The sequence below is a fragment of the Halorubrum sp. SD41 genome (assembly GCF_058630335.1).
In genome coordinates this window covers 44408-58677 of the sequence record NZ_JBZVGZ010000005.1, presented here as the reverse complement: position 1 = coordinate 58677, position 14270 = coordinate 44408, and the positions used below count along the sequence as shown (strand labels likewise).

General features: G+C 70.3%; 12 protein-coding genes. 9 read left to right on the top strand and 3 right to left on the bottom strand.

The features are described from left to right. The first annotated feature begins 7 nt into the window (after nucleotides 1–7). The 6 genes from argC to AC4NMM_RS03130 all read left to right on the top strand — a co-directional run bounded on the left by argC (nucleotide 8) and on the right by AC4NMM_RS03130 (nucleotide 5724). Entirely contained in the window at nucleotides 8–1057 is a 1050-nt protein-coding gene (gene argC / locus AC4NMM_RS03155) for an N-acetyl-gamma-glutamyl-phosphate reductase (RefSeq protein WP_491923543.1), read from the top strand. Continuing rightward, the gene (locus tag AC4NMM_RS03150; RefSeq protein WP_491923511.1) at nucleotides 1054–1980 is read left to right on the top strand and encodes an acetylglutamate/acetylaminoadipate kinase; all 927 of its coding nucleotides are present in this window, start codon (nucleotides 1054–1056) and stop codon (nucleotides 1978–1980) included. The genes argC and AC4NMM_RS03150 overlap by 4 nt, the downstream gene beginning before the upstream one ends. Continuing rightward, nucleotides 1977–3104, top strand: a complete 1128-nt coding sequence (locus AC4NMM_RS03145) for an aspartate aminotransferase family protein (protein ID WP_491923510.1) — start codon at nucleotides 1977–1979, stop codon at nucleotides 3102–3104. The genes AC4NMM_RS03150 and AC4NMM_RS03145 overlap by 4 nt, the downstream gene beginning before the upstream one ends. Next, nucleotides 3104–4288 (top strand): [LysW]-lysine hydrolase, encoded by a 1185-nt coding sequence (locus AC4NMM_RS03140; protein ID WP_491923509.1) that lies wholly within the window; start codon nucleotides 3104–3106, stop codon nucleotides 4286–4288. Before AC4NMM_RS03145 ends, AC4NMM_RS03140 begins: the two co-directional genes overlap by 1 nt. Before the next feature lie 68 nt (nucleotides 4289–4356). After that, nucleotides 4357–5256 (top strand): ornithine carbamoyltransferase, encoded by a 900-nt coding sequence (gene argF, locus AC4NMM_RS03135; protein ID WP_491923508.1) that lies wholly within the window; start codon nucleotides 4357–4359, stop codon nucleotides 5254–5256. Between the two features lie 108 nt (nucleotides 5257–5364). Further along, nucleotides 5365–5724, top strand: a complete 360-nt coding sequence (locus AC4NMM_RS03130; protein ID WP_158293708.1) for a DUF1648 domain-containing protein — start codon at nucleotides 5365–5367, stop codon at nucleotides 5722–5724. 42 nt (nucleotides 5725–5766) lie between these two features. On the opposite strand, the gene AC4NMM_RS03125 is transcribed toward AC4NMM_RS03130, so the two are convergent. Together AC4NMM_RS03125 and tatC (AC4NMM_RS03120) are read right to left on the bottom strand one after the other, a co-directional pair. Then, a complete protein-coding gene (locus AC4NMM_RS03125) occupies nucleotides 5767–5922 on the bottom strand; it encodes a hypothetical protein (protein ID WP_199233638.1) in 156 nt (51 codons plus the stop codon). A 222-nt stretch (nucleotides 5923–6144) separates the two neighbouring features. Beyond that, nucleotides 6145–7470 (bottom strand): twin-arginine translocase subunit TatC, encoded by a 1326-nt coding sequence (tatC, locus tag AC4NMM_RS03120; protein WP_491923507.1) that lies wholly within the window; start codon nucleotides 7468–7470, stop codon nucleotides 6145–6147. 181 nt (nucleotides 7471–7651) lie between these two features. On the opposite strand from tatC (AC4NMM_RS03120), the gene tatC (AC4NMM_RS03115) reads away from it, so the two are divergent. Together tatC (AC4NMM_RS03115) and uvrA are read left to right on the top strand one after the other, a co-directional pair. Further along, complete coding sequence (gene tatC / locus AC4NMM_RS03115) at nucleotides 7652–9892, top strand: twin-arginine translocase subunit TatC (protein WP_491923506.1); 2241 nt, start codon at nucleotides 7652–7654, stop codon at nucleotides 9890–9892. Nucleotides 9893–10009: 117 nt separating this feature from the next. Then, on the top strand, nucleotides 10010–12961 hold the full coding sequence (gene uvrA, locus AC4NMM_RS03110) for an excinuclease ABC subunit UvrA (RefSeq protein WP_491923505.1): 2952 nt from the start codon (nucleotides 10010–10012) through the stop codon (nucleotides 12959–12961). Nucleotides 12962–13506: 545 nt separating this feature from the next. On the opposite strand, the gene AC4NMM_RS03105 is transcribed toward uvrA, so the two are convergent. Continuing rightward, on the bottom strand, nucleotides 13507–13755 hold the full coding sequence (locus AC4NMM_RS03105; RefSeq protein WP_096394305.1) for a hypothetical protein: 249 nt from the start codon (nucleotides 13753–13755) through the stop codon (nucleotides 13507–13509). A 118-nt stretch (nucleotides 13756–13873) separates the two neighbouring features. On the opposite strand from AC4NMM_RS03105, the gene AC4NMM_RS03100 reads away from it, so the two are divergent. Next, nucleotides 13874–14254, top strand: coding sequence for a RidA family protein (locus tag AC4NMM_RS03100; protein ID WP_491923504.1), 381 nt, complete (start codon nucleotides 13874–13876; stop codon nucleotides 14252–14254). The last annotated feature ends 16 nt before the right edge of the window (nucleotides 14255–14270 follow it).

The window sequence follows — 14270 nt, the reverse complement described above, 5'->3', positions numbered from 1 at the left end:
CGACGGGGTGACCGCCGACACCTACACCGCGAGCGTCGTCGGCGGCACCGGCTTCACCGGCGGCGAACTGCTGCGGATCCTCGCCGGCCACCCGAGCTTCGAGGTCGTTCAGGCCACCTCGCGGTCGGCCGACAACATGACCGTCGGGCGCTCGCACCCGAACCTGCGCGGGCTCGACCTGCGCTTCTCCGACCCCGACGACCTCGAATCGGTCGACGTGCTGTTCGCGGCGACCCCGCACGGCGTCTCGATGGAGCGGATCGACGAGTTCTTCGAGGCCGCGGACACCGTCGTCGACCTCTCGGCGGACTTCCGGCTCCCCGAGGCCGACGCCTACGACGAGTGGTACGACGGCCACGAGTCGCCGGAGTACCTCGAACGCGCCGAGTACGCGCTCCCGGAGCTGAACCGCGAGAACCTCCCCGGCGCCGACCTGATCGCGGGCGGCGGCTGTAACGCGACCGCGACGATCCTCGGCCTCAAACCGCTCGTGGACGCCGGAGCGCTCGGTCCCGAGACCGGCGAGGTCGTCGTCGACGTGAAGGTGGGCTCCTCGGAGGGGGGCGCCGGCGGCGGCGCGGCCTCCTCGCACCCGGAGCGCTCGGGCGTCGTGCGCCCGTACGCGCCCACCGGCCACCGCCACGAGGCGGAGATCGAGGCGTACCTCGGGCTCGACGTCTCCTTCACGGTCCACGCGGTCGACATGGTCCGCGGCGCGAGCGCGACCTGCCACGCCTTCCCCGACGAGCCGGTCTCGAAGGGGGACCTGTGGGGCGCGTACCGCGACGCCTACGCCGACGAGCCGTTCGTGCGGATCGTCTCCGGCGGGGGCGGCGTCTACCGCTACCCCGAGCCGAAGTCGGTCGCCGGGACGAACCACGGCGAGGTCGGCTTCGAGCTCGACCCCGGGAACCGCCGGGTGGTCGTCTTCTCGGCGATCGACAACATGACCAAGGGCTCCGCCGGGCAGGCGGTCCACGCGGCGAACGTCGCGCTCGGGCTGCCCGAGACCGCCGGCCTCGAGTTCGACGGGCTCCACCCGGTGGGATCGCCATGAGCGGTGAGGAAAAGGAAACGGCCGCCGAGCCCCCGGTCGTCGTCAAGGTCGGCGGCGCGAAGGCGGTCGACCCGGCCGGCGCGGTCGGCGACGTCGCGCACCTGACGGCCAACGGGCGCTCGGTCGTCGTCGTCCACGGCGGCTCGACGGTCGTCGACGAGACGCTCGAACGGCTCGGCATCGAGCCCGAGTACGTCGAGTCCGCCTCCGGCGTCACCGGCCGCTTCACCGACGCGGAGACGATGGAGGCGTTCGCGATGGCGATGGCGGGCAAGCTCAACACCGAGCTGACGGCGCGGTTCCGCTCGGCCGGGGTCGACGCGGTCGGGCTGAGCGGCGTCGACGGCGGGCTCCTCGCGGGCCCGCGCAAGTCGGCGGTCCGCGTCGTCGAGGACGGGAAGCGGAAGATCCGCCGCGGCGACCACTCGGGGAAGATCGAGTCGGTGAACGCCGACCTCCTCGACGACCTCCTCGACGACGGCTACACGCCGGTCGTCTCGCCCCCGATGGCTGGCGACGAGGGGGACGGCGAGGTCACCCCGGTCAACGCGGACGCCGACCGCGCCGCGGCCGCGATAGCGGGCGCGCTCGGCGCCGACCTCGTCCTCCTGACCGACGTCTCCGGCGTGTACGCCGACCCGGACGACCCCGAGACGCGCATCGACGCGGCCGCGACGCCCGACGGGCTAGCGGCCGTCGAGGACGCCGCCGAGGGGTTCATGGGCAAGAAGGTGATGGCCGCCAAAGAGGCGCTCGAAGGCGGGTCCGGCCGCGTCGTGATCGCGGACGCCAACGTCCGCGATCCGGTCGTCGCCGCGCTCGGCGGCAAGGGAACGACGGTCGAGCGGTCGGCGCTCGGGGACGGGTCCGAGGACGCGGATGAACCGGAAGGGGTCGAGACCGACGGGGGTGAGACCGCGTGAGCGGCTTCGTCTTCTCGGAGAAGCCGATCGAGATCGCCTCGGGCGACGGAGTCCACGTGACCGACACGAACGGTACCGAGTACCTCGACTTCGGCGCCAGCTACGCGTGTACGCCCGTCGGCCACTGTCACCCGGAGGTCGTCGACGCCGCAACGAGCCAGCTGGAGGAGCTGCTGTACGTCCAGGCGTCGTACCCGCACGCGGCGCGGACGGCGCTGTACGAGCAGCTGGCCGAGGTCGCGCCCGGCGACGTCGACAACGTCTGGCTCTGTAACTCCGGCACGGAGGCGAACGAGGCCGCGCTGAAGTTCGCCCGCCACGCGACCGGCCGCGAGAAGATCGTCGCGACGACGCAGGGGTTCCACGGCCGGACGATGGGGACGCTCGCGACGACGTGGAAGGAGAAGTACAAGGAGGGGTTCGGGCCGCTGGCCGGCGGCGTCGAGTTCGTCGAGTACGGGGATAGCGACGCGATGCGCGAGGCCGTCGACGAGGAGACCGCGGCGGTCATCTTAGAGCCGCTCCAGGGCGAGGGCGGGATCAATCCCGCCTCGACCGAGTACCTCCGGGCCGTTAGGGACGCGACCGCCGACGCGGGCGCGGCGATGATCCTCGACGAGATCCAGACCGGACTCGGCCGGACGGGGGCGATGTGGGCGGCCGACCGCCACGACGTGGTGCCCGACGTGCTCACGACCGCGAAGGGGCTCGGCAGCGGGCTCCCGATCGGCGCGACGCTGTGCCGCGACTGGGTCGCCGAGGACGCCGGCGACCACGGCTCGACGTTCTCGGGCGGGCCCGTCGTCTCCGCGGCCGCGGGCGCCACCCTCGACGTGATCGAGCGCGAGGGGTTGGCCGAGCACGCCGCCGAGATCGGAGAGTACCTCCGCGGCGAGCTCCGCGACCGCCTCGGCGACGACGTCCGCGACGTGCGCGGCGACGGGCTGATGGTCGGGATCGAGGTCCGCCGCGGGTCGAACCGCCTGCTGCGCGACCTCGCGATCGACCACCAGATACTCGCGCTCCCGGCGGGCCGGACCGTGCTGCGCCTGCTCCCGCCGCTGACGGTCGAGCGCGAGCACGCCGACGCCGTCGTCGACGCGATCGAGGAGGTGGTCGGCTGATGGCGACCGGGCAGGAGCGGGACGCGGAGGAGGCCGCGGAGTCGGAGCGCGGGTCGTCGTCCGGCGGCACCGACGTCGTCGCCGGCGGCGGCTACCCCGCGGCCTGCGACACGCCCGCCCGGAAGCTGCTGTACGACATGGTCTCGATCCCCTCGCCGTCGGGCGAGGAGGAGCGGGCGGCCGAGCGCCTCGTCGACTTCTTCGAGGCGAACGGTCGCGAGGCGTGGATCGACGAGGTCGGGAACGTCCGCGCGCCGGCGGACGACGCCGTCCTCCTCACCTCCCACGTCGACACCGTTCCCGGCGACATCCCGGTCGAGGTGCGGCCGGCGCCGCCCGAGGGCGAGCTGCCCGAGCCCTCGGACGTCCGCGTCGGCGAGCCCGGCGACCCGGTGCTGTGGGGGCGCGGCGCGGTCGACGCGACCGGCCCGCTCGTCGCGATGGCGATCGCGGCGGTGAAGACGGGGGTCTCGTTCGCCGGCGTCGTCCGAGAGGAGGTCGACTCCGCCGGCGCGCGCGCCCTCATCGACGACCGCGACGCGCCCGAGGCGGTGGTGAACGGCGAGCCGTCGGGCTGGCGGGGGATCACCCTCGGCTACCGCGGCCTGCTGGAGGGCACCTACGTGAACACGAGCGAGTCGGGCCACTCCTCGCGGCCGGAGCCGAACGCGATCCAACACGCGATCGACTGGTGGCACGGCGTCGAGGAGGCGTTCACGCCGGACGACGCCGAGACCGCCGTCTTCGATCAGGTGACGACCAAGCCCATCTCGGTCGACGGCGGGCTGAGCGACGACGGGCTCGCCGTGGAGGCGACGATGGACGTCCAGCTCCGGATCCCGCCGTCGCGCCCGGTCGACGAGGTCCACGAGCTGGCGGAAGCGGAGCTGACTACCGGCTCCGTCCACTGGGGCGAGCCGATGCCGCCGGTGATGGAGAGCCCGCGGACGGAGCTGGCGCGGGCGTTCCGCGTCGCGATCCGGGGCGCCGGCGGCGACGTGCGCCTGCTCCGGAAGACCGGCACGAGCGACATGAACCTCTTCGCGGCCGCGTGGGACTGCCCGATGGTCACCTACGGCCCCGGGAACTCCGACCTCGACCACGCGCCCGACGAGCGGCTGCCGCTGCCGGACCTCGACCGCGCCGTGGACGTGCTGACCGACGTCTGCCGGGAGCGGCTGTAACACCCATCGTTCCCCTCGTCGACGCTCGTTTTTAAACGACACCACGACACACACTCACACTACACACGATGCCACTCGCCACCGACGACTTCCTCGACATCGACGACGTGACGCCCGCCGAACTGGACGCCCTGCTCGACCGCGCCGCCGCGATGAAGGCGGGCGAGACGGACCCCCGACTGGCGGACGCGACGCTCGGGATGATCTTCGAGAAGCCCTCGACGCGCACCCGCGTCTCCTTCGAGACGGGGATGACGCGGCTGGGCGGCCACGCGATGTTCCTCGGGCCCGACGACATCCAGCTCGGGCACGGCGAGCCGCTGCGCGACACCGCGCGCGTCCTCGGCCGGTACGTGGACGGCGTGATGGCGCGCCTCTTCGACCACGCGGACGTCGAGGTCCTCGCCGAGTACGCGGACTGCCCCGTGATCAACGGACTGACCGACGAGGCGCACCCCTGCCAGACGCTCGCCGACCTCCTCACGATCCGCGAGACGGTCGGCGAGGACGCCACCGTCGCGTGGGTCGGCGACGGCAACAACGTCGGGCAGTCGTTCGTCGTCGGCGCCGCGATGGCCGGGATCGACGTCGAGGTCGCCACGCCCGCCGACTACGGGATGAACCCCGCCGTCTTCGACCGCGCCGCGGAGTTCGGGCTGGACGTGGCGCCGACGACCGACCCCACGGCGGCGGTCGAGGGTGCGGACGTGGTGTACACCGACGTGTGGATCTCGATGGGACAGGAGGACCAGCGCGAGGAGAAGCTCGCCGCCTTCGACGGGTTCCAGGTGAATCAGGAGCTGCTCGCCGGCACCGACGCGACGGTGATGCACTGCCTCCCCGCGCACCGCGGCGAGGAGATCACCGACGACGTGCTGGAGTCCGACCGCGCCCTCGTCTGGGACCAGGCGGAGAACCGGATGCACGCGCAGAACGCGCTGCTCGTCGAACTGCTCGGCGGGGCGTGACACACCGCAAGGGACCTACGATTTAATTGGTCGGGAAGCGAACCCTCGGACCGCGAACCGATGAACGTGCCCTCCACGCGGTCGATAGACGCAGTCGCAGTGGGAACGATGGCCCTCCCGCTCGTCGCGGCGGCCCTGCTCTGGGGGTCGCTGCCGGCGGAGATGGCGATTCACTGGAACGGCGAGACGCCGGACACGGTCGTGGCGAAGCCGCTGGCGACGGTCGGACTGTTCGCGTTCGGCGCCGCGAGCGTCGCCTTCGTCCGGATCGCACCGGATTCGGCCACCAGCACGCCGGGCGGGACGACCCTCTCCGTGCTCTTCCTCGGCGTCACGTTCGCCTGGGTCCAGGCGACGGTGCTCGTCTGGAACCTCGGGTACCGGTTCGACGTGGGGCGCGCGGTCCTCCCGATCCTCGCGTTGGCCGGCCTACTGGTGGCGTACGCGGTCCGATCGGGTCGGTTCTAGAAGACCGCGGCCGGACGAATCTCGGCCACGGCTACCGCGGCGTCACGGGCGCCGCGGCGGGTCGCGGTCGTCCATGAGGAAAACGCTGTCCTGGTTCGGGTCGAAGTAGACCTCCAGCGCGCGGAGGGCACCCACGTACGCCGCGACCGCGGCGAACACGAACGAGATTGCCGCCGGAAGGAACAGGCCGAGGACCATATCGGAGACGGCTACGACCTAAACGTAAATAGGCCTGACTCTGCGGAGATGGACGCTATTTAGACATAGAACAGGACGCTGTAGCGCGTGCCTCCGATCGGTCGCCCTCGGTGAAAGGCTGGGGAGGCGTGAGATGCCGTGTGGAGCGGTGCGGGGCTCGAAGGGACAGCCGCGAGGCGGCGTTCGTGCTGATCGACGATTTATAAACGGAAGCGACCGGGCCTAGTTCCCGGTCCAGCGCAGTATCGCGAGCGTCCCCTCGAAGAGGGCGATCATCGTGAGCGTCACGATGATCGGCGCCATCCCGGTCGGGTCGGGGCTGAACAGGAACGCGATCCCGAGGAACGACCCCCAGAAGATCAGCCGCTTCGCCTCCAGCCACTGCCGGGTGACGAGGTTCATCATGATCGCGAGCATGATGAAAAGCGGGATCTGGAAGACGATCGCCATGAACGCGAGCATGATGACGATCAGGTTGAACGTCTCCGCGAGCCCGAAGGCGATCGTCGCGGCGTCGGCGGTGTAGGTGGTGAAGTACGAGAAGATCGCGGGCAACACGAGGAAGTGCGCGAACGCGATCCCGATCCCGCCTAAGATGAGGCTGGTCGGGACCGCCGCGAGGTAGTAGCGGCGCTCGGTCTGGTAGAGCCCCGGTTTCATGAACCGGTAAGTCTCGTAGACGAACGCCGGGAGCCCGACCACGACGCCCGCGAGGCCGGCGACCTTCAGCCGGGTGAGCGGGAGTTCCAGCGGCCCGTACAGCCGCGGCCGGTTCTCCATCGGCGCCGGGATGTGGTAGCTCCAGAAGTAGTTGATGAGCTCCGTCGACTCGGTGACGACGACGAGCGTCGCGAGCCCGCCGAAGAGGAACACGACCGCCAGCCGGCGCATCATCTCCTCGATGTGGGCCGCCAGCGGCATCTCCTCGTCCGTCTCGGGGCCCTCGATCCCGTCGAACGGCTCGTCGTCCTCGGTCGCCGGCACGCCGGCGGTCGCGGGGTCGGCGGCGTCGGCGGTCGTTGCCGGGGTACCGCCGTCGCCGGCGGCCTCGGTGTCCGCGGTCGCGGCGTCTTCGTCCGCCGAAGCGTCATCGCCCGCCGAAGCGTCATTGCCCGCCGAAGCGTCATCGCCCGCCGAAGCGTCATTGCCCGCCGAAGCGTCATCGCCCGCCGAAGCGTCATCGCCCGCCGAAGTCTCACCGTCTCCCGGATCCCCGTCGGCCTCGCCCCCGTCGTCGAGCGCGGCCGACCGACCGGTGTCCTCGGCCTCGACCACCTCGTCCGGGTCCGAGAACGTGTCCGGCGACCCGTCTTCGGCCCCGTCCGCGTCCTCCTCGGCCGTCCCGTCCGCGTCCCCCTCGGCCGAACCGACCTCGGGCTCGACCTCGGCGGTCACCTCGGACTCGACGCCCTCGGAGGCGTCCGAGTCGGCGGACTCGTCGGCCTCGGACCCCTCGTCGACGGCGCCGTCGCTCGCGGGTTCGCCCTCGTCGGTCGACCCGTCAGCGGCGGCCGAGTCGTCGTCGCGCGACCGGTCCGAGTCGTCCATTCAGTTTCCCTACGCGACCGGGCGGTTATCAACCTTTTCGGATAGCGGCGCCGCGCGGGGTCGATCGGTCCCGTTCGCCGGCGCGTCAGGGAGCGTCGTCGGCCGGACCGACGTGGAGCGTCGCCGGCGGGAGCGCCCGCGGTCGAAAAGGTTGATAACGGCGACGGCCTTCGCCCTCCGTATGGCGAGCGCCCTCGACGAGGACACCCAACAGTCGATCGCGGAGGGCCAGGAGACGGCGAAGGCGTTCCTTCGGTCGATCCAGAAGGACCTCCAGAAGGTGTTCGTCGTCTTCCTGATCGGCTTCCTCGCGACGTTCTGGGCGCTCCGCACGTACATCTGGGACCGGCTCCGGGAGGTCACGGAGTCGAACATGAGCGCCGCGGTCGCCGAGGAGACGGACATCATCGCGACGACCCCGTTCGAGGTGATCCTCCTCCAGGCGAAGATCGGGCTGGTCGTCGGCGCGATCGTCGCGATCCCGCCGCTGATCTACGTCACCCGCGACGAGCTCCGCGCCCGAGGGATGTGGCCGCGATCCCCGATCGCTCGGTGGAAGCTCGCGCTGCTCGGGCTGCTCGCCGCCGGCCTCTTCTCCGCCGGGGTCGCCTACGGCGTGTTGGCCTTCTTCCCGCTGATGTTCGGCTTCCTCGCGGAGTTCGGCCTAGAGGCCGACATCCAGCCCACCTACGGGATCGTGATGTGGACGGAGTTCATCGTCTTCCTCTCGCTTTCCTTCGGGCTCGCCGGGCAGATGCCGATGGTGATCACCGGCCTCTCGTACGCCGAGATCGTCCCGTACGAGACGTTCCGTGACAAGTGGCGCCACGCGGTCGTCCTCATCTTCGTGTTCGGCGCCGTCTTCTCCCCGCCGGACCCGTTCACCCAGCTGCTGTGGGCGTTCCCGCTGGTCGCGCTGTACGGCTTCAGCCTCTACCTCGCGAAGCTCGTCGTCACGGCGAAGCGGAGCTCCGACCGGATCGACGTGCTCGGCGCTGTCCGGAACCACTGGAACGTCGTCGGGGGCGCGACCGTCCTCGGCGGCGCGCTCGTGTACGGCTTCTACGAGTACGGCGGCCGGACCGCGCTCAACGACCTCCTGCGGCTCGCGGGGAGCACCCGACGCTTCCTCGAACCGGGCGCCGGCCTCGGACTCGACCCCGCGACGGCCCTCGGGGTCTACGCCGCCGTCTGGGCGCTGGCGTTCACCGCGGTCGCGACGCTGTGGGCGGTGTACACCGACCTCGACACGACGAGCGCGGGCCGCCAGTACGGCGACCCGACCGCCATCGACGTGAGCGAGCTCGACGCCGCGGGCGTCCGGGCGGCCCCCGCGGACGCGTTCGCCCAGATGGAAGAAGAGGAGTCGCTCGCGCTCGCGCAGGCCGCGATCGACGACGACGATCCGGAGAAGGCGCAGGCGATCCTCGACCGCTACGACGAGGTGAACGAGGGGGGCGACGCCGAGGGGGGCGACGCGGACGGCGACGCGAGCGACGGCGGGGACGCGGGCGATTCCGGAAGCGGCGGCGTCGACGCCGGCGGGGACGGGCTGGTCGGCTCCGTCCAGAACCGGACCTCGCGCGCGAGCTCGACGTTCCTCGCCGAGCTCACGGACGGCGAGGAGGAGGCGGCCGAAGACGACATCGGCGGCTACTACAAGGACCTCAAGTTCATCTTCGACTCGCTGCGCACGCGGTCGTTCCGGATCGTCGCCGTCTTCGGGATCGTGATGGCGGCCGCGTTCACGTGGCTGTACCTCGGCGGGCTCGGCACGGTGCGGCGCGACCTCGAACGCCGCGTGCCCGCGGAGATCGAAGGCGGGATCAACATCATCACGCTCCACCCGGTCGAGGCGCTGATCTTCATGGTGAAGTTCTCGGTGATGCTCGGGATCCTCGCGGCGTTCCCCGTGGTGCTCTACTACGCGTGGCCCGCGCTCCGCGAGCGTGGCTTCGTCGCCGGGCGCATCTATCAGGTGTACCTGTGGACGGGCGCGTTGGCCGCCGGGATGATCGGCGGGTTCGCGCTGGGTTACGCGTACATCGCGCCCGCGCTCATCGGCTGGCTCGTCACCGACGCCCGGCTCGCGGACATGATCATCACCTACCAGGTGAGCGACTTCTTCTGGCTCGTCATCTACACCACGATCGGGATCGGCTTCCTCGCGGACATCCCGATCGCGATGATCTTGCTGAACAACTCGGGCGTCCCCTACCGCGTGTTCCGCGAGCGCTGGCGCGAGGTGACGATCGGGATCATGCTCGTCGCGGCCGTGTTCACCCCCGCCGACGTGATCACGATGTTCCTCGCGACGGTCCCGCTAATGCTAGCGTACGGGATCGGCGTCGGCGTCCTCTTCCTCGTCACCTTCGGCGGACGCCGCGACCTCTCGCCGCCCGCGGAGTTCATCGCGGAGTGAGTTCCGGGCTCGGCGCGGAGTGAGTTCCGGGCTCGGCGGGGTCGGCGGCGGAAACGACCGCCGGCGGTCCCCGCGACCGACGACTATTCCCGCGCGCGCCCGCAACGGAGGAGTGAAATGAGCAAGGAGTACATCGAGGTCCGCGGCGCCGAGGAACACAACCTCAAGGACCTCGACGTCCGGATCCCGCGGGAGGAGTTCACCGTCGTCACCGGGCTCTCCGGCTCGGGGAAGTCGTCGCTCGCGTTCGACACCGTCTACGCCGAGGGGCAGCGCCGCTACATCGAGTCGCTGTCCGCGTACGCCCGCAACTTCCTCGGGCAGATGGACAAGCCGCAGGTGGAGTCGGTCGAGGGGCTCTCGCCGGCGATCTCCATCGACCAGAAGAACGCCGCGAACAACCCCCGCTCCACCGTGGGGACCGTCACCGAGCTCCACGACTACCTCCGCCTGCTGTACGCCCGGATCGGCACCCAGTACGACCCCGTCACCGGCGAGGAGGTCGGCGAGCAGTCCGCACAGGACATGGTGAACCAGATCCTCGACCTCCCCGAGGACACCCGCGCGAAGATCGCCGCGCCCGTCGTCCGCGATCAGAAGGGCGCCTTCGAGGAGCTGTTCGAGGAGCTGGTCTCGGACGGGTACAGCCGCGTCGAGGTCGACGGCGAGCCGGTCGATCTCACCCTCGATTCCCCCGACCTCGACGAGAACTACGACCACACGATCGACGTGATCGTCGACCGCGTGACCGTCTCGCCGGACGCGCGCTCGCGGATCACCGACTCCGTCGAGACCGCGCTGGAGGAGGCCGACGGCGCCCTCAAGCTGATCGTCCCCGACCCGCCCGAAGACGTCCCGTTCGCGTCGAACGCGCGCTCGACGGGGTCGCTCGCGGCCGACGCCGACGGCGACGACCGCCTCGTCGTGGAGTTCTCCGAGGAGCTCGGCAACCCCAACTCCGACGTCCAGTTCTCCGAGATCGAGACGCGCTCGTTCTCCTTCAACAGCCCGTACGGCGCCTGCCCCGAGTGCGAGGGGATCGGCTCGACGAAGGAGGTCGACGAGGACCTCGTGATCGAGGACCCCTCGAAGCCGCTGAAGCACGTGTTCGAGCCGTGGAGCTACGACCGCACCTACTACTCCAGGCAGCTCGACAACGTCGCGGAGCACTTCGGCGTCGACCTCGACGCGCCCTTCGAGGAGCTCGACGAGGAGATTCAGCGGCAGTTCCTCTACGGCACCGACGACGTCGTCCACTTCGAGTGGACCACGAAGAACGGCACCCGCGAGAAGACGGAGCGGTTCGAGGGCGTGATTCCCAACCTGGAGCGGCGCCACGTCGAGACCGACTCCGAGCGCGCCCGCGACCACATCGAGGAGTACATGGCCGTGACGACCTGTCCCGAGTGCGAGGGGACGCGCCTGAAGGAGCAGTCGCGGCACGTCCTCGTCGCGGACACCGCGATCACCGAGGTGAACGAGCTGTCGATCGCCGAGGCGCGCGAGCACTTCGAGGGGCTGGAGGACGAGCTGAACGAGCGCGAGACGACGATCGCCGAGGAGATCTTAAAGGAGATCCGCGCGCGGCTCGGGTTCATGGAGGAGGTCGGTTTAGAGTACCTCACGCTCGACCGCGAGGCGTCGACCCTCTCCGGCGGCGAGAGCCAACGCATCCGGCTCGCGACGCAGGTCGGCTCCGGGCTGGTGGGCGTGCTGTACGTCCTCGACGAGCCCTCCATCGGGCTCCACCAGCGCGACAACGACCGCCTGCTCGACACGCTGGAGGGGCTCCGCGACCTCGGTAACACCCTCCTCGTCGTCGAGCACGACGAGGAGACGATGCGGCGCGCCGACGAAATCATCGACATGGGGCCCGGCCCCGGCAAGCGCGGCGGCGAGGTCGTCGCGCAGGGCGACTTCGAGGAGGTGGTCGCGACCGACGAGTCGGTGACGGCCGACTACCTCGCGGGCCGGAAGTCGATTCCGGTGCCCGAGGAGCGCCGCGAGCCCAACGGCGAGCTCGTCGTGCGCGGCGCCCGCCAGCACAACCTGAAGGACCTCGACGTGCCGATCCCGCTCGGCACGCTGACGACCGTCACCGGCGTCTCCGGCTCCGGGAAGTCGACGCTCGTCAACGACATCCTCTACAAGGGGCTCGCCCGCGAGATGAACGACAACACCTCCGTCGACCCCGGCGAGCACGACGCGATCGAGGGGCTCGACGAGGTGGAGACGGTCCGGCTCATCGACCAGTCGCCGATCGGGCGGACGCCGCGCTCGAACCCCGCCACGTACACGGACGTGTTCGACCACGTCCGCGAGCTGTTCGCGGAGACGAAGCTCTCGAAGCGTCGGGGCTACGAGAAGGGCCGCTTCTCGTTCAACGTGAAGGGCGGGCGCTGCGAGGAGTGCGGCGGGCAGGGGACCGTCAAGATCGAGATGAACTTCCTCTCGGACGTGTACGTCCCCTGCGAGGAGTGCGGCGGCGCCCGCTACAACGACGAGACGCTCGACGTGGAGTACAAGGGGAAGACCATCGCCGACGTGCTCGACATGAGCGTCGCGGAGGCGCACGAGTTCTTCGAGAGCCACCGCGGGTTGGAGCGCCGCCTCAAGCTCCTGAAGGACGTGGGGCTCGGCTACATGGAACTGGGCCAGCCCTCCACGACGCTCTCGGGCGGCGAGGCCCAGCGCGTGAAGCTCGCCGAGGAGCTCGGCAAGCGCGCGACCGGCGACACCCTCTATCTCCTCGACGAGCCGACGACGGGGCTCCACAAGGAGGACGAGCGCAAGCTCATCGACGTGCTCCACCGGCTCGTCGACGCCGGCAACACCGTGGTCGTCATCGAACACGAGCTCGACCTCGTGAAGAACGCCGACCGCGTGATCGACCTCGGCCCCGAGGGCGGCGACGGCGGCGGCGAACTCGTCGCGAGCGGCACCCCCGAGGAGATCGCCCGGGAGGACGCCTCCCACACCGGGCGCTACCTCCGAGATATGCTCCCGAAGGTCGACCTCGAAGGGCCCCGCGACGACCGCCGGAAGCCCGCGGTGGCGGACGACGACTGAGGCAGGAGCGCTTCGGCGGGGTTCCGCGCCTCGGATCGAACGGAGACACAACTGATATTTCCGGTCGTCGAGCGATAGCGAGAGGAAGTATCGCGGATCGGCGGCCGCAATGTAGTATTTAAATAGCCGTGAGCGACGGCGACGAGCGCTTATAAAAGGAAAGTGCGGTGGCGCGCCTGCGAGCGGCCGCCACCGGCGGCCGCGAGCCAGCCCGCGAGGGACGCCGCGAACGCGAGCGGCGCAGCCGCGAAGCGTGAGCGGCGAGGCTGGGGAGGAGTGAGGTGCGGAGCGGTGCGGGTGGGACTCAAAGGGGCAGCCGCGAGGCCGACATAGGCGACGCAAGTACCGCAGGGAGGGAGCGGCAGCGACCGACGAGGACCGCAGCGACCGCACCGAGCCCTCGCGGCTGGGGCTTTGGAGGCGTCGTCCGTGGGCTTGCTAGCAGCTATTTATAAACGAGCGACTGGGCTTTGGATATCGGCACCCTAGCAGCGTCGGTCGTTTATAAATAGCCGACAGCGACACCACGGTCTACCTTATAAAGGTCACCCCGCAGTCGGGCGACGACCGGACGATCCGATGACGCTCGCAACGACGAGGAGCGCGACCAGATCGACGGCGACCGTCGCGATGACGCCGAAGCGGAACAGGACCAGCAGTCCGAGCACCGCCACGGCGAGCCCGACCGCGGCGCGACGAGCGCGGCCGGTGGTCGAAAGCGAGCGAGACACCTGAGCGCCGACGCCGACCTGCGCCGCGAAGAGGAGGACGCCGAACGGGGACACGGCTGGCATACGGCTCGATTCCGACCGAGCCTGTATGAATATGTCGGCGGGGCGAAGAGCGTCCGGAGCGGTCGGGGTGACCCCCGCGACCCGCATCTTGATACCGCGGCGCGTCGTCCTCCGAGCAATGCGAGAAATCACGACGGACGACGTGCCGGAGGCCCTCGGTCCGTACTCGCAGGGGATCGTCTCCGGCGACACGGTCCGCGTCTCGGGGAAGACGGGCGTGGACCCCGACACCGGCGAGGCCCCCGAGTCGGTCGCCGAACAGACGACGCAGACGCTCGAAAACGTCGCCGCGATCCTGGAGGCGGCCGGGACGACCCCGGACGCGATCGTGTCGGCGACCGTCTACCTCACGGACATGGACGACTACGACGCGGTCAACGAGGCGTACCGGGCGTTCATCTCGGAGCCGTACCCGGCGAGAACCTGCGTCGAGGTGTCTCGGCTCCCCGCGCCGCTCGACGTCGAGATCACGGTCACCGCGGAGCTCGACGGCGACTGAGCCGACCGATCCGAGG